We start from the raw sequence: 16324 nt of genomic DNA on the forward strand, positions 1-16324 counted from the left end.
ATCAAGTCCGGGGTGACGAGCAGGTGGGTGTTTCGGTTACTCAGCCGCTTCCAGATGCCCGTGCGGCTGCGCCATCATCGGCGTCAGCCCGAGCTTCGCAAGCAGCGCGCTATCCTTGTCATCCCCGGCATTGGCTGCGGTGAGCAGCTTGTCGCCGGTGAAGATGCTGTTCGCGCCCGCCATGAAACAGAGCGCCTGACAGGCTTCGCTCATGCTCTCGCGGCCGGCGGACAACCTCACCATCGACTGCGGCATCACGATCCGAGCCACGGCGACCGTGCGAACGAACTCGACCTCATCGATCTTGGCGAGCGGCGTGTCCTTCAGCATGTCGCCCAGCACGGTCCCAGCCACGGGCACCAGTGCGTTGATCGGCACGCTCTCAGGATGCGGCATGGTCGCCAGGGCATGGAGAAAGCCGATCCGATCCGCCCGCGTCTCACCCATGCCGACAATCCCGCCGCAGCACACATTGATGCCCGCCGAACGCACATTTTCCAGCGTCTCGATCCGGTCCTCAAAGGTCCGGGTGGTGATAACGTTGGCGTAATTTTCCGGCGAGGTGTCGATATTATGGTTGTAATAATCCAGCCCCGCATCCGCGAGCTGCTTCGCCTGATCGGACGAGAGCATCCCCAGCGTCATGCAGGTTTCCATGCCCATCTGGCGCACGCCCTTCACCATTTCGATGAGCTTGGGCATGTCCCGTTCCTTGGGATTGCGCCACGCCGCGCCCATGCAGAAACGGCCCGAACCATGATCCTTCGCCTGCGCCGCCGACTGTAGCACCGCCTGCACGTCCATCAGCTTGGTAGCTTTCAAGCCGCTTTCCGCTTCGGTCGACTGGCTGCAATAGCCGCAATCTTCCGGGCAACCGCCAGTCTTGATCGACAGCAGCGTCGAAAGCTGCACCTCATTGCGCGGAAAATTCGCGCGATGGATCGACTGCGCTTCGAACATCAGGTCGTTGAAGGGTAGGTCGAACAACGCGGCGATTTCGTCGCGGGTCCAATCGGTGCGGGCAGCAGTCTCGGTCAAGCGGCTTCCTCCAGCCCCGCGGGGGGCATGTTGTGGCCGAGGAGGCGCAGCACATCGGCGGCGCATTCCACGACGTTGGAGCCCGGTCCATAAATGCCCTGCACGCCCGCGTCACGGAGATAGTCATAGTCCTGCGGCGGGATGACGCCGCCCGCGATCACCTTGATGTCGTTGCGGCCCTTTTCGCGCAGCTGCCTGATGAGCTCAGGGATCAGCGTCTTGTGCCCCGCAGCCAGCGACGAAGCGCCCACCACATCTACGCCGCTATCCAGCGCCAGCACCACCGTTTCCTCCGGCGTCTGGAACAGCGGGCCGGACACGATGTCAAAGCCCATGTCCCCAAAAGCGGACGCGATCACGTTAGCGCCCCGGTCGTGGCCGTCCTGTCCCATCTTGGCGATGAGGAGTTTCGGTTTGCGACCGAGGCGCCGCTCGACGGCCTGCACGCCGTCAAGAACCTGTTTCCAGCGGCTGTCCTGCGCATAGGGCTTGCCATAGACGCCCTTCACCGGCGTCGGCACGGTGCCGTAGCGATCGAAGCTGTCCTCCATGGCGGAGGAAATCTCGCCCAGCGTGGCGCGCGCGCGCGCCGCTTCGACCGCATGGGCGAGCAGATTGTTTTCGATCGACTGCGGACCCGCAGCAGCTTGACGCAGCGATTCCAGCGCAGCCTGGCACTTGGCCTCGTCGCGCTCGGCCTTGACCCGGTTGATGCGGGCGATCTGCGCCTCGCGCACCTTGCTGTTATCGACCTCCAGCGTTTCGAGCAGGTCTTCGTTCGCCAAACGATATTTGTTGACGCCGACGATCACATCCTCGCCCCGGTCGACCCGCGCCTGACGAGCCGCTGCCGCGGTCTCGATCATCGCCTTGGGCCAGCCTGCCGCCACGGCCTTCGCCATGCCGCCTTCTGATTCCACACGGTCGATGATCTCCTGCGCCGCATCGACCAGTTGCTGGGTCAGCGCCTCGACATAATAGCTGCCACCCAGCGGATCGACGACATTGCACATGCCGGTCTCTTCCTGAATGACGATCTGCGTGTTGCGCGCAATGCGGGCCGAGAAGTCGGTCGGCAGCGCAATCGCCTCGTCCAGCGCATTGGTGTGCAGCGACTGGGTGCCACCCAGCATCGCCGCCATCGCTTCGATGGTGGTGCGCATGACATTGTTATAGGGGTCCTGCTCGGTCAGCGACACGCCCGACGTCTGGCAATGGGTGCGCAGCATCTTGGAGCGCTCGTCCTGCGCGCCCAGCTTCGTCATCACCCGATGCCACAGCACGCGGGCAGCGCGCAGCTTGGCGATCTCCATGAAGAAGTTCATGCCGATGGCGAAGAAGAAGCTCAGACGCCCCGCGAATTTGTCGATGTCGAGGCCCGAGGCCACACCGTAGCGCACATATTCCGCGCCGTCCGCGATGGTGAAGGCCAGTTCCTGGACCTGCGTCGCGCCCGCTTCCTGCATATGATAGCCGGAGATGGAGATGCTGTTGAACTTGGGCATCTCGCGCGAGGTGTAGCCGAAAATGTCGGAGATGATCCGCATCGACGGTTCGGGCGGGTAGATATAGGTGTTGCGGACCATGAACTCCTTCAGAATGTCGTTCTGAATGGTTCCGTCCAGCAGCTTGCGCTCAACCCCCTGCTCCTCGCCCGCGACGATAAAAAAGGCGAGGATCGGGATCACCGCGCCGTTCATGGTCATGGATACGGACATCTTGTCGAGCGGAATGCCGTCGAACAGGATCTTCATGTCCTCGACGCTGTCGATCGCCACGCCCGCCTTGCCGACGTCGCCGACGACGCGCGGATGATCGCTGTCATAGCCGCGATGGGTGGCGAGATCGAAAGCGACGCTGAGGCCCTTCTGCCCTGCGGCCAGGTTGCGGCGATAGAAGGCGTTGGATTCCTCGGCGGTCGAAAAGCCTGCATATTGTCGGATGGTCCAGGGGCGGCCCGCATACATGGAGGCGCGCACCCCGCGCGTGAAGGGCGCGAAACCCGGCAAGCCCGGTTCGACGGTCACATCCTCGGCAGTGTAGAGCGGTTTGACGGTGATCCCTTCTGGGGTCTCCCAGTTCAAATCCTTGCCCTTCACTTCCTTGGCGGCGGCGGTCGCCCACTGATCCAGCGTCGGCTTGTCGGTCATCTGTCCCATTCCTTTCCTCGCCCCTTCAGGGGAGAGGATACGCAGGCTTGTCAGCTTGGCTGACTAGCCGAAGTTGGAGAGGGGGTGGCGTGCCCCGCCCCTCTCCGCTGCGACTAAGGCCTACTACGCAGGCCCAAGTCTCGCCGCCTCTCCCCTGAAGGGGCGAGGCAAATCAATGCGCCTCTTTCGGCGTCTCCATGATCTCGGTCAGCACCCCGTTCATATCCTTGGGGTGAACGAAGAAGATCAGCGTCCCATGCGCCCCGATGCGGGGTTCGCCCAGCACCTTCTTGCCCAGCCCTTCGAACCACGCTTTGGCTTCATGAATGTCGGGCACCTCATAACACATATGGTGCTGCCCACCCGCCGGGTTCTTGGCGATGAAACCGTAGATCGGGCTGTTCTCACCCAAAGGTTCGATCAATTCGATCTGCGTGCCTTCAGTGCCGTTCTCCCCCGGCGTATCCACAAAGCATACCTTCACCCCCTGCGCGGGCAGGTCGAACGGCTCATGCGTCAGCGTCGCGCCCATCACATCGCGATAATAAGCGAGCGAGACTTCCAACGAAGGCGTCGCCACGCCGATATGGTTCAAGCGACCGAGTTTCATCACATCTTCCCTACTTCGTCACCCAGCGAAAGCTGGGGTCTCGTGAGGCACGAGATGCCAGCTTCCGCTGGCATGACGCTTATCTAATCAAAGCGGAATATTGTCGTGCTTCTTCCACGGATTCTCCAGGCTCTTGTTGCGCAGCTTGCGCAGCCCCAGAGCAATCCGCTTGCGGGTCGAATGCGGCTGGATCACCTCGTCGATGAAGCCCTTGCCCGCCGCCACGAACGGATTGGCGAAGCGGTCTTCATATTCCTTGGTTTTGTCCGCAATCTCTTCAGGCGTCTTGCCACGGAAGATGATCTCCACCGCACCCTTCGCGCCCATCACCGCGATTTCCGCAGTCGGCCACGCATAGTTGAGGTCGCCTCGCAGATGCTTGGAGCTCATAACGTCATAAGCGCCGCCATAGGCCTTGCGCGTGATGACGGTGATCTTCGGCACGGTCGCCTCGGCATAGGCGAACAGCAGCTTGGCGCCATGCTTGATGATGCCCGAATGTTCCTGCGCGGTGCCCGGCAGGAAGCCCGGCACATCGACGAAGGTCACGATCGGAATTTCGAACGCATCGCAGAAGCGGACGAAACGCCCGGCCTTTTTCGATGAATTAATGTCGAGCACCCCGGCAAGCACCATCGGCTGGTTGGCGATGATCCCAACCGTCTTGCCCTCGATCCGGCCGAAGCCGCAGAGGATATTGCCCGCATGAGCAGGCTGAACCTCGAAAAAGTCGCCTTCGTCCACGACCTTGCGGATCAGCTCATGCATGTCATAGGGCTGGTTCGCATTGGCCGGGACGAGCGTGTCCAGGCTCTCCTCCATGCGGTCCCACGCATCAGCGCTCGGCCGCTCGGGCACCGGCTCCCGGTTCGACGCGGGCAGGAAGTCCACGAAATCGCGGGTCGCCAGCAGCGCCTCGATATCATTCTCGAAAGCCACGTCCGCCACGCCCGACTTGGTCGTGTGGGTCACCGCGCCGCCCAGTTCTTCCTGCGTCACGATCTCGTTGGTGACGGTCTTCACCACGTCGGGGCCGGTCACGAACATGAAGCTCGAATCCTTCACCATGAAGATGAAGTCGGTCATCGCGGGTGAATAAACCGCGCCGCCCGCGCACGGCCCCATGATCACGCTGATCTGCGGCACCACGCCCGACGCCAGCACATTGCGCTGGAAAATCTCCGCATAGCCCGCCAGCGATGCAACGCCTTCCTGAATGCGCGCGCCGCCGGAGTCGTTAAGACCGATCACCGGCGCGCCAACCTTCAGCGCCATGTCCATGATCTTGCAGATCTTCATCGCATGCCGTTCGGACACCGCGCCGCCATAAACGGTGAAATCCTGGCTGAACACGAAGACTAGGCGGCCGTTGATCGTGCCCGATCCAGTGACGACGCCGTCGCCCGGAATATGCTGTTCATCCATGCCGAAGTCGACGCAGTTATGCTCGACATACATGTCGACTTCTTCAAAGCTGTCTTCGTCCAGCAGGACTTCCAGACGCTCCCGCGCGGTCAGCTTGCCCTTGGCATGCTGGGCATCGATGCGGCGCTGGCCACCGCCAAGGCGCGCGGCCTCGCGCTTGGCTTCCAGCTGTTCGATAATGGCGAGCTTCGACATATAGAATATCTCTCCGGCAACGGGACGGTCGGCTTCATCTGTCCCCTTTCCCTGCTTTCGCATTTTTCGCAAATGCAAATTTGCCAATTTGCAAATCACCATTTCGCAAATTAAGAGCCGCGCATGGCACGAGGCAATCGTATTTTCGCAGGTCCACGGCTGCGGCAGCTCCGCCTGGACCACCGGATGGACCAGGCCACTATGGCGCAGGCGTTGGGGATTTCCGTCTCTTATCTCAGCCAGCTGGAAAATGACGACCGCCCCCTGACCGCCAAGGTAAAGGCTGCCGTTGCCAGCGCCTTCCCCACTGATTGGGCCAGCTTCGACAGCCGCGAGGAAGAGCAGTTGCTCGGCGCCTTCACCTATGCGCTGGCCCATCCCGAGCTTCCCGGCCCTTTGATGGAGCCGGAAAGGATCGAGAAGCTGCACCTCCAATTTCCGGAGTTCGCAGCCCGCTACATCGACCTCTACAACGCCCATATGCGCGCGAATGAGCGCATCAACATGATCGAAGAAGCGATCGCCAACGATCATGAGGTGCAGGCGCGCCTTCCTTGGGAAGCGGCGCGCGACTGGTTTCATGAGGCGGGCAATTATGTCCACGCGCTCGATTGCCTAGCGGAGGACATGGCGTCCAGCTTCACCGCAGGCCAGGTGCTGGACGAAGGCATGCTGGTGGAGGCGCTGGCACGGCGGCACGGCATCGAAACGCTGATCGCCGACACGCCCGATTCCGCCCTGCGCGCCTATTCGTCGGCCGATCGGCGATTGTTCGTCAACGCGGCTTTGCCCATCGAAAGCCGCAAGTTCATGCTGTCTCACCAGCTCATGATGCTGGAAGGGCAGGCCGTGATTGCCGACGTCGTGAACCGGGCCGCCTTGCCGGTTGAAGGCGCCGACCGACTGCTGGCCGTCGGTTTGGGCAATTATGCAGCGGGCGCGTTGCTGATGCCTTACGCCCAATTCCGGCAGGCCGCGCGCGAAGTACGCCATGACATAGATCGCCTCAGCCGCCGCTTTGGCGTCAGTTTCGAACAGGCCTGCCATCGCCTCTCAACCCTTCAGCGGCCCGGCCTGCGCGGAATCCCCTTCTTCTTCTGCCGCGTCGACATGGCGGGTAACATCACCAAGCGGCACAGCGCCACTCGCCTGCAATTCGCCCGTTTCGGTGGCGCCTGCCCGTTGTGGAACGTACATGAAGCCGTCGCCATACCCGACCGCATCAATGTTCAGCTCGGCGAAACGCCGGACAGCGTGCGTTACGTGTCCATGGCCAAGGGTTTGGTAAAGCCTTCGGGCAGCTATTCGCGCACCCCGCGCCGCTACGCCGTTGTTTTGGGATGCGAAGTCGCCCATGCGGCGAACTTCGTCTACGCCGACGGGCTACAGTTGGAGATGGAGGGGGCAGCCACCCCCATCGGCATAACCTGCCGCCTCTGCCCGCGCCAAAGCTGCGACCAGCGCGCCTTCCCGCCCGCCGACCGGCCGATCCGGGTCGATCCGGACAACCGCCAGATTGTGCCTTACTGGATCGGCTGATCCGCTGCGCCAGCACCCAGCTTGCGGAAACTGGCCCTTTGCGGGCTTCTCCGGCTGCTTAAGATCGGACTTATGGACCACGGCCTTTTTCACGGCGCCGAATTGCAGGCAGACCTAATGCGCGATGGCTTTGCCCGCATCGCCGGACCTCAAATGCTGGCGATGCTGAAAGCCGATGCAGGATGCTGGACGCAATTCGCCGATAGCTGGAATGACCTTGGCCCCGACCTCTACATGGCGGACGGGGGACGTTATCGTCGGCGGCGGCACGCCGCATTTCGCTGTGAGCAGGGACGTTTTACGCGCAAGCCGCACCAGCCACATTTTCAGAGCCGCGACTATAACCCCCTTAACGGAGACGTGCAGCGCTGGTTCGACCCTGTCCATCAGGAGACGATCGACAATCCTGTCACGCAGGCGATCTTTGCTTTTTGCGCGGCAAACTTCGGAGCCGATAGCGCGCGGGAGTGGCATGTCGAAATGCACCAGTTCCGCATCGAAACGCGCAAGGACCATATCGGCCGCCCGACGCCTGAGGGACTCCACCGCGACGGAGTGGACTGGGTCCTGGTGATGCTGATCGAGCGGCGCAATGTGGACGAAGGCGTGACTCGCATCGGCGCGCCCGATGGTACGGCGCTGGGGGAGTTCACCCTCGCCCGGCCGGGGGATACGGTGTTGATAGACGACCGCCGCATCCTGCACGGCGTCACCGAAATCCGTCCGATCGATCCACGGCAAGCCGCGTGGCGCGATGCACTGGTCGTGACCTTAGCGGCGGCCCGCTGACCTATTTCAGCAGCACCAGTTCTTCGGCCATGCTGGGGTGGAGCGCCACGGTGTCGTCAAACTGCTGCTTGGTCAGTCCCGCTTTCACCGCTACCGCCGCAGCCTGTAGAATCTCTGGCGCATCCGGGCCGATCATGTACAATCCAACCACGCGGTTCGTGGTCGCATCCACCACCATCTTGTACAGCGCGCGTTCGTCCCGGCCCGCAAGAACGTTCTTCATGGGGCGGAAGTCTGAAGTATAGACCTTCACCGTCCCCAGCTTGTTCTTCGCCTGGGCTTCGGTCAATCCTACGCCAGCCAGGGGCGGATGACTGAATACGGCGGACGGGACGCATTCATAATCCACGGTCCTGGGATTGTCGCCAAACACCGTGTCGGCGAAAGCATGACCTTCCCGGATGGCGACCGGCGTTAATTGCAGCCGGTTCGTAACGTCGCCGACCGCATAGATGCTCTCGCAACTCGTGCGGCTATAATCATCGACCTTGATCGCGCCCTTGTCGTCCAGCTCCACGCCTGCATTTTCAAGGCCCAAGCCCTCGACATGCGGCTGGCGTCCCGTCGCAAACATCACCGTATCGCAGGGGATGGGGTCACCATTGCTGAAATGCATGCAAAGCGTGCCATCGTCATTTTTCTCGATCCGATCCATCTCCGCATTGAAGCGGAACTGGATGCCCTTCATCGTGGAGATCTGGAGCAGCCGATCGCGGATCTGCTCGTCATAGCCGCGCAGCAGCGTCGATGATCGGTTGACGATGGTCACATGACTGCCAAGCTGATGGAAGATGCCCGCAAATTCATTGGCGATATAGCCGCCGCCGACAATCACCATCCGCTTGGGCGCATCCTCAAGATGAAAGGCTTCGTTGGACGTGATGCCATGCTCCGCTCCCTCCATTTCCGGGATCGCGGGCCAGGCCCCCGTCGCGACAAGGATGTATCTGGCGCTGATTTCACGGCCGCTTGAGAGCTTCACCGAATGCGGTCCGGTGATCGTGGCGCGTTCCGCGATCAACTCGACCTTATGACTCTCCAGCGTGTTCCTGTAGAGCCCTTCCAACCGATCGACATCGGCCAGCACATTGTCGCGCAGGACTTTCCACTCGAAGTCGCAGTCGGGGACATGCCAGCCAAAGCGTCGCGCATCCTTCAAATCCTCGGCGAAATGGGCGCCGTAGATCAGGAGCTTCTTGGGCACGCAGCCTCGGATGACGCAGGTGCCGCCAACCCGATACTCCTCGGCGACCGCGACCTTCGCGCCATGCGCCGCCGCCACGCGCGACGCACGAACCCCTCCCGATCCCGCACCAATGACGAAAAGGTCGAAATCGTAGTCGGTCATGCTGCTCTCCGCTGGATGGAGGCCGGATATGGCGGCTATCCAGCGGAGTTACAATCATCTTAGGGCTCTATGCACCGCCTAACGCCAGCTCGATCAGTGCCATGGTCGAGGGGTCAAAGCCCTTCGCCCCTTCCGCCTCGATCGACTTGGCGATTTCCTTGCCCAGTTCCACGCCGAATTGATCAAAGGGGTTGATCCCCATCAGCACGGCGTTGGCAAAGGTACGATGCTCGTAAAAGGCGATCAGCGCGCCCAGCGCATCGGGCGTCACATCCTCCAGCAGGATGGTGGTGGACGGGCGGTTGCCAGGATAGGCGCGGGCGGGATCGGCCGCATTTTCCTTGCCCCGCATCAACGCCGCCCCTTGCGCGAAGCAGTTGACCAGCAGCGCCCGGTGATGCGCCGGATCCAGAGCATGGCCAGGCTCGATCGAAGCGACGAATTCGACCGGCGCCACGATAGTCCCCTGATGCAGAAGCTGGAACACGGCATGCTGCGCGTCCGTGCCCACGCCACCCCATGTAATCGGCGCTGTCGGCCCATCGACAGGCTGGCCATCGCGCGTCACGCTCTTGCCGTTGCTCTCCATCTCCAGCTGCTGGAGATAGGATGGCAGCAGCCGCAGCCGCTCGTCATAGGCGAAAAGCGCGCGCGTCTGGCACCCCACGACACGCGCATAATATTGGTCCACAAAAGCCGCGATCAGGGGAGCGTTATGAGCAGGATCGGACAGCCGGAAATGCCGATCCATGGCCGCCGCGCCTTCCAGCAGGCTTTCAAACGCATCCCAGCCAAGCGCCAGCGCAGCCGGGAAGCCGATGGACGACCAGAGTGAATAGCGCCCGCCTACCGTCTCGGAAAAGGGCAGAATACGCGTTTCGTCAACGCCCCATTCGATCGCCTTGTCAGGGTTGGCCGTCAGGGCGATCACCTTGCCATAGGGATCATCCACCCCCGCCTCGACAAGCCAGTTGATCGCGCTTGCGGCGTTCAACATGGTCTCGGTGGTAGTGAAGGTTTTGGACGCAACGGCGATCAGTGTTGCTTCCGGATCGAAGCGCGACATCGCCCGCTCCAGCGCGGTCCCGTCAACATTGGACACGATCGCCACGTCATAGCGGGCACCGTCGCCTCCCAGCGCGTCGATGATGAGGTCAGGTCCCAACGCCGACCCGCCGATACCGATGTGCAGGATGTGACGGATCGGTCCCAGCGCCTCCCCCTCGATCGCGTCGATCAGCGCGCGCATACGGGCGTGCAGCATCTTTGCGCGCGACACGCTTTCCGCATTGCCTTCGCCCCGTTCGGCAGGATGCTCGGCGGCGCGACCTTCGCTATTATTGATGGGCTCACCCGCGAAAAAGGCGTCACGCCATTTGGCGAAGTCCTTCTCCTCGGCCAGCTTCAGAAAGCCGTCCAGCAGATCGCTGGTCAGATGCGTCTTGGACCAGTCGAAACGGATAGGCCCCTGGGTCAGCGTGAACTTGCTCAGCCGGTTCGGATCCGCTGTGAAGATGGGCTTCAATTCGGGCTGCGGGAGGGCCGCAATGGCCTCCAGTGCAGGGCTGGACATGAAGGGTAAATCCTCTTTTTCAGTGGTTAGCGACGACGCCGCACCTGTCGATTCTCCCGTCTCTTACCCAAGCGTAACGGCCAATGCACCGCCCGCTATGCTTGACGGCGGGTTTACAACGCAGCAAAAGCCGCAACGGCCTGTTTTCAAGGCGGATCGAAGGACTAGACAATATAGCATGAGCGCAAAATCCGAAACGCGGGACTTCCTTTGGTTTCTCGCTAAGCTGGCGGTGTTCGTCTTTGTCCTGCGCAGCTTCATCGTCTCTCCGTTCAATATACCGTCTGAATCGATGCAGCCCCGCCTGTTGATCGGCGACTATCTGCTCGTTGCCAAATGGCCCTATGGCTATTCGCACTACTCGCTGCCTTTCAACTTGCCGCTGATCCCCGGCCGCATCCTAGCATCCACGCCCCAGCGCGGCGATGTGGTGGTTTTCAAGGCGCCGCCTACCCAGAAGATTGATTATATCAAGCGGGTGATCGGCCTGCCCGGCGACATGATTTCGGTACGCGGGGGCACGGTCTATCTGAACGGTCAGGCCATTCGGAAACAGAGGGTCGCCGACCTCGTCATCCCCGTCTCACCTAACATGGTCGATGCTGCAGCCAAGGAGGGCAGCCCTTCCCCCTGTTACCGCCCGAAGTTCGAGGAAGATGCAGCGAGCGGCGGGCGTCAGTGCCGTTATCCGCAATATCGTGAGACATTGCCCGGCGGCAAAAGCTACAACGTCCTCGATCTCGTGCCGGACGGCGCCGCCGACGACCGCGACACGGTGCTGGTGCCCGAGGGCCATCTGTTCATGATGGGCGACAATCGTGATCGCAGCGCGGACAGCCGATTCCCGGCGGTTGAAGGCGGCGGCATCGGGCTGGTGCCCGAGGAAAATCTGGTTGGAAAGGCGATGATCTCGGTCTTCTCCACCGATGGCAGCGCCAATTGGCTGCTCCCTTGGACATGGTTCACCGCAGCGCGCTGGAACCGCATCGGGGAAGGCTTTTGACCAAGGCCGACACGTCTGGCTGGCTCGCCGGGCTGATCGGACGAGCGCCTAGGGACGAAGCGCCTTTTCGTCAGGCGCTTACTCATGGCAGCGCGAATGCCGTCAATTATGAACGGCTGGAATTTCTCGGTGATCGGGTGCTTGGCCTGATCGTTTCCGAATGGGTTTACGAGCGTTTTGCCGGAGAACCCGAAGGCAAGCTGTCGCGCCGCTTCAACGCGCTGGTGTCGGGTGAGACGTGCGCCGAAGTAGCGCGCGCGGCTGGCGTCCCCACGCATCTTATCCTGGGTAAACAAGCCCGCGACGACGGCGCGGCCGACAGCGACAATGTGCTGGGTGACGTCATGGAGGCCCTGATCGGCGCGCTTTATCTGGAAGCAGGCATTGACGATGCCCGCAGGCTAGTGCGTTGTCTCTGGGCCGACCGCGTGGACACGCAGGAAAGCGCGCCAAAGCATCCCAAGTCCACCCTTCAGGAATGGGCCGCCGCCAACCGCCGCAAACCCCCGGAATATGCGATGACTGACCGCTCCGGGCCACACCATGCGCTGCGCTTCACGGTGACCGTGAGCATCAAGGGCGCAGGTGAAGCGAGCGCAACGGGGGGAAGCAAGCAAGAGGCGGAGACGGCTGCGGCGAAGGCGTTGTTGGATAAGCTGAACGGCTGAGTCCTGTTTTCCAACGTGCTACTTACGCCCGTTCGCCCTGAGCTTGTCGAAGGGCTTCACTTCCCTTCTTCGAGCCAACATGCCTTTCTACACCTACATGCTCCATTGCAGCGATCGCAGCTTTTACACCGGCCACACAGACGATCTGCAAACCCGGATCGCTCAGCATGAAGCGGGCGCGGTCCCTGGTCACACGCAAAACCGCCGTCCGGTAAAACTGGTCTGGTCGCAGGAGTTCGGAACACGTATGGAGGCGCTAGAAGCCGAACGCCAAATCAAGGGCTGGAGCAGAGCCACAAAGCTCGCTCTGATCCGAGAAGATTGGAGACTAATCTCCACATTGGCGCGCCCAAAATTAAAGTAGAGCCCTTCGACAAGCTCAGGGCGAACGGAGTTTTTGTTTGACGATTGATCCCGAATCCCCACGCTGCGGCGTCATCGCCATAGTCGGCGCCCCCAACGCTGGTAAATCCACGCTGGTCAACGCCCTGGTCGGCCAAAAGGTCGCGATCACCAGCCCCAAGGCGCAGACGACCCGCACCCGCGTCATGGGCGTCGCTATCGAAGGCGACACGCAAATTGTCCTGGTCGACACACCCGGCATCTTCGCCCCAAAGCGCCGCCTCGACCGCGCGATGGTTCAGGCCGCATGGGGCGGCGCGCAAGGCGCTGACCTGATCGCATTGATTGTCGATGGGAAGGCGGGCCTCGGCTCAAAGATGGAGCCGATCATCGAAGCGCTGATACATCGCCCTGAACGCAAATGGCTGATCCTCAACAAGGTCGATATCGCCATCAAGGAGAAGCTGCTGGTCCACACCCAAAAGCTTTACGAACGAATTGGCTTCGAAGAGACATTCTTCATCAGCGCCGCGACCGGCGACGGTCTCGCTGAACTCAAGACCGCCTTCGCCAATGCCATGCCCGAAGGCCCCTGGCACTTCCCGGAAGATCAGGTCTCCGACGCAACCGACCGCATGCTGGCCGCCGAAATCACCCGCGAGCAGCTTTATCACCAGCTCCACGCCGAACTGCCTTACGCGGCCGCGGTCGATACGGAGCAGTATAAGGAACGCGAAGACGGCTCGGTCGAAATCCATCAGCAGATCCTTGTCGGCCGTTCCAGCCAGCGTGCCATCGTACTCGGCAAGGGCGGTCAGCGCCTCAAGGAAATCGGTTCAAAGGCTCGGGCCGAACTGGCGCAGCTGCTGGGCGTCAAGGTCCACCTCTACCTCCACGTCAAGGTGAAGGAAGATTGGGAAGACGACCGCTTCATCTACCGCGACATCGGGTTGGATTGGGTGGAGTAGTCTTGCAGCCACGTGCTCCTGCGCAGGCAGGAGCACGCTGCTTATTCCGGTGGCGGATTACTCCGCCGCCGCCTTCTTCTTAGCCGGAGCCTTCTTCGCCGCTGGCTTTTTAGCCACAGCTTTCTTGGCCGGGGCCTTCTTTTTCCCCTTCTTCGCAGGCGCCGCAGCCGCCCGCGCATCGATCAACTGCGCCGCTTCCTCCAGCGTCAATGCATCCTGCTCGATCGTCTTGGGCAAGGTCGCATTGGTCGTGCCGTCGGTTACATACGGACCATAGCGCCCCGCCATCAGCTTGATCTCGGCCTCGGTACGCGGATGCTTGCCCAGCACCTTGAGCGGATCACGCGACGCACCACCACGCGGCCCCTTGTTCGCCGCGTCCGCCAACTTGGCGACAGCGCTGTTCATCCCCACCTCGAAAATCTCGGCGGTGGAGGACAGCCGACCATATTTGCCGTCATGCAGCAGATAAGGCCCAAAGCGTCCGATATTCGCGACGATCGGCTTGCCCGTTTCCGGATGCAGCCCGACCTCACGCGGCAGGCTCAATAGCTTCACCGCCCAATCCAGAGTCATCTCGCCATCGGGCAGGTCCTTGGGGATGGAGCCGCGCTTGGCCTCCTTGCCCTCGCCCATTTCGATATAGGGACCAAAGCGCCCGGACTTGCGCACGATATCCTGCCCGGTTTCGGGATGCTGCCCCAGCACCTCCGGCCCCTTGTCATCACCGCCATCGCTGCCGCCCGGTTGCCCGAACTTGCGCGTAAATTTGCACTCCGGATAGTTGGAGCAGGCGATGAACGCGCCGAACCGGCCGCCACGCAATGCCAGCTGTCCGTCGCCACACATCGGGCAGGCACGCGGGTTGCTGCCGTCCGCCTTCGGCGGGAACAGCATCGGCTCCAGGAACTTATCCAGTTCAGCCGTGATGTCGGAAGGCTTCTGCTCCATGACCTCGGCGGTCTTGGGCTTGAAGTCGCGCCAGAAGGCCTCCAAAACGGCCTGCCATTGCGCCCGGCCGCCCGAAATTTCGTCCAGCTCATCCTCAAGGCCCGCCGTGAAGTCGTAGGACACATAGCGTTCGAAGAAGCGCTCAAGGAACGCCGTCACCAGCCGTCCGCTCTCCTCGGCGAAGAAGCGGTTCTTCTCCACCCGCACATAGTCGCGGTCCTTGAGAACCTGCAGAGTCGAGGCATAGGTGGAAGGCCGCCCGATCCCCAGCTCCTCCAGCTTCTTGACCAGCGATGCTTCCGAATAGCGCGGCGGCGGCTGGGTGAAATGCTGCTCCGCCGTCACCTTCTTTTCGGCAGGCGCATCGCCCGCCACGAGACGCGGCAGCAGCTTGCTGTCATCATCCTCGGCATCGTCGCGCCCCTCTTCGTAGAGCGCCAGGAAGCCCGGAAAGATCACCACCTGACCTGTCGCTCGCAATGCATGCTGTCCCGTGCCATCGACCAGATCAATCACCGTCCGCTCCAGTCGCGCCGAAGCCATCTGGCTCGCCAGCGCGCGCTTGAAGATCAGGTCATACAGCCGTGCATGATCGCCCGATCCAACCTTGTCGCGGCCGAACTCGGTCGGACGAATGGCTTCGTGCGCTTCCTGCGCATTCTTGGCCTTGGTCTGATATTGGCGCGGTTTCTCCGGCAAATATCCGCCGTCATAACGCTCCGCGATCGCCTTGCGCGCGGCGGAAATGGCGCTGCCGTCCATCTGCACGCCATCAGTACGCATATAGGTGATCGCGCCATCCTCGTAGAGTTGCTGCGCGATCCGCATCGTATGGCTCGCGGAGAAGCCGAGCTTGCGCGCCGCCTCCTGCTGCAAAGTCGATGTCGTGAACGGCGCGGGAGGATTGCGCGAAACGGGCTTCGTCTCGACCTTTTCGACCGTAAAACGACCAGCCTCCACGTCCGCCTTCGCGGCCATGGCGTCGCCTTCCTTGCCGATGGTCAGCCGGTCGATCTTCTCGCCCTTCCAACGCACCAGCCGTGCGGTGAAGCCCTGGCCGCCTTGCTCCATCTCGGCCGCGACCGACCAATATTCCTGAGCGACGAAGCTCTCAATCTCACGCTCACGTTCAACCACCAGACGCAGCGCCACCGACTGCACGCGTCCGGCGGATTTCGCCCCCGGCAGCTTACGCCACAATACCGGCGACAGCGTGAAGCCCACCAGATAGTCCAGCGCCCGCCGCGCCCGATAGGCGTCGATCAGATCTTCATCCAGCGCTCGCGGCTTCGCCATCGCATCCAGCACTGCCGCCTTGGTGATCGCGTTAAAGGTCACCCGGTCCACGGTCGCAGGCAGCGCCTTCTTCGCGCGCAGCACTTCCTGCACATGCCAACTGATCGCTTCCCCTTCGCGATCAGGGTCAGTCGCGAGAATCAATCGGGTCGCCTTCTTGGCCTCATCTGTGATGGCCTTGAGCTGCTTGCCCTTGTCGCCATAATTCTCCCACTGCATGGCAAAGCCCGCGTCGGGGTCCACCGACCCGTCCTTCGGCGGCAAGTCGCGGATATGGCCATAGCTGGCGAGGACGTGGAAATCGCCGCCCAGATATTTCTCGATGGTCTTCGCCTTGGCTGGCGATTCAACGATGACAAGCTGCATTAATGCCCCGGTTTTTGAGTTCTCTCACGTACACGCGCGAGTCTGGAAGGCGGTGGCACCCCG

Annotated in this window: 13 protein-coding genes; 6 read left to right on the forward strand and 7 right to left on the reverse strand. The window is 61.8% G+C overall.

What is annotated here, in order from left to right; all coding sequences use genetic code 11:
* Positions 1 to 36: 36 nt before the first annotated feature.
* From bioB to ACYU81_RS00290, 4 genes are all read right to left on the reverse strand, one after another.
* A complete protein-coding gene (bioB, locus tag ACYU81_RS00275) occupies positions 37 to 1038 on the reverse strand; it encodes a biotin synthase BioB (RefSeq protein WP_460985850.1) in 1002 nt (333 codons plus the stop codon).
* Entirely contained in the window at positions 1035 to 3188 is a 2154-nt protein-coding gene (scpA, locus tag ACYU81_RS00280) for a methylmalonyl-CoA mutase (RefSeq protein WP_460985851.1), read from the reverse strand. Before scpA ends, bioB begins: the two co-directional genes overlap by 4 nt.
* A 172-nt stretch (positions 3189 to 3360) precedes the next feature.
* On the reverse strand, positions 3361 to 3798 hold the full coding sequence (mce, locus tag ACYU81_RS00285) for a methylmalonyl-CoA epimerase (protein ID WP_460985852.1): 438 nt from the start codon (positions 3796 to 3798) through the stop codon (positions 3361 to 3363).
* Positions 3799 to 3885: 87 nt separating this feature from the next.
* A complete protein-coding gene (locus ACYU81_RS00290; protein ID WP_460988073.1) occupies positions 3886 to 5418 on the reverse strand; it encodes an acyl-CoA carboxylase subunit beta in 1533 nt (510 codons plus the stop codon).
* 123 nt (positions 5419 to 5541) lie between these two features.
* Between ACYU81_RS00290 and ACYU81_RS00295 the strand changes: the two genes are divergently transcribed.
* On the forward strand, positions 5542 to 6957 hold the full coding sequence (locus ACYU81_RS00295) for a helix-turn-helix domain-containing protein (protein ID WP_460985853.1): 1416 nt from the start codon (positions 5542 to 5544) through the stop codon (positions 6955 to 6957).
* Positions 6958 to 7029: 72 nt separating this feature from the next.
* Positions 7030 to 7746, forward strand: coding sequence for a 2OG-Fe dioxygenase family protein (locus ACYU81_RS00300; protein WP_460985854.1), 717 nt, complete (start codon positions 7030 to 7032; stop codon positions 7744 to 7746).
* A gap of 1 nt (position 7747) precedes the next feature.
* Here ACYU81_RS00300 and gor read toward each other — a convergent pair whose 3' ends face one another.
* Entirely contained in the window at positions 7748 to 9094 is a 1347-nt protein-coding gene (gene gor, locus ACYU81_RS00305) for a glutathione-disulfide reductase (protein WP_460985855.1), read from the reverse strand.
* A gap of 67 nt (positions 9095 to 9161) precedes the next feature.
* Positions 9162 to 10667 (reverse strand): glucose-6-phosphate isomerase, encoded by a 1506-nt coding sequence (gene pgi, locus ACYU81_RS00310; protein WP_460985856.1) that lies wholly within the window; start codon positions 10665 to 10667, stop codon positions 9162 to 9164.
* 178 nt (positions 10668 to 10845) lie between these two features.
* Between pgi and lepB the strand changes: the two genes are divergently transcribed.
* From lepB to era, 4 genes are all read left to right on the forward strand, one after another.
* Positions 10846 to 11670 carry a signal peptidase I gene (gene lepB, locus ACYU81_RS00315; RefSeq protein WP_449472415.1) on the forward strand — a complete coding sequence of 275 codons (825 nt, stop codon included), beginning with the start codon at positions 10846 to 10848 and terminating at the stop codon, positions 11668 to 11670.
* On the forward strand, positions 11625 to 12338 hold the full coding sequence (gene rnc / locus ACYU81_RS00320; RefSeq protein WP_460985857.1) for a ribonuclease III: 714 nt from the start codon (positions 11625 to 11627) through the stop codon (positions 12336 to 12338). The genes lepB and rnc overlap by 46 nt, the downstream gene beginning before the upstream one ends.
* A gap of 79 nt (positions 12339 to 12417) precedes the next feature.
* On the forward strand, positions 12418 to 12702 hold the full coding sequence (locus ACYU81_RS00325; protein ID WP_460985858.1) for a GIY-YIG nuclease family protein: 285 nt from the start codon (positions 12418 to 12420) through the stop codon (positions 12700 to 12702).
* A gap of 37 nt (positions 12703 to 12739) precedes the next feature.
* On the forward strand, positions 12740 to 13648 hold the full coding sequence (gene era / locus ACYU81_RS00330) for a GTPase Era (protein ID WP_460985859.1): 909 nt from the start codon (positions 12740 to 12742) through the stop codon (positions 13646 to 13648).
* A gap of 57 nt (positions 13649 to 13705) precedes the next feature.
* On the opposite strand, the gene topA is transcribed toward era, so the two are convergent.
* Positions 13706 to 16261, reverse strand: a complete 2556-nt coding sequence (gene topA, locus ACYU81_RS00335; protein WP_460985860.1) for a type I DNA topoisomerase — start codon at positions 16259 to 16261, stop codon at positions 13706 to 13708.
* Between the last annotated feature and the right edge of the window lie 63 nt (positions 16262 to 16324).

It is taken from the genome of Sphingobium sp. TomTYG75, from assembly GCF_054771635.1.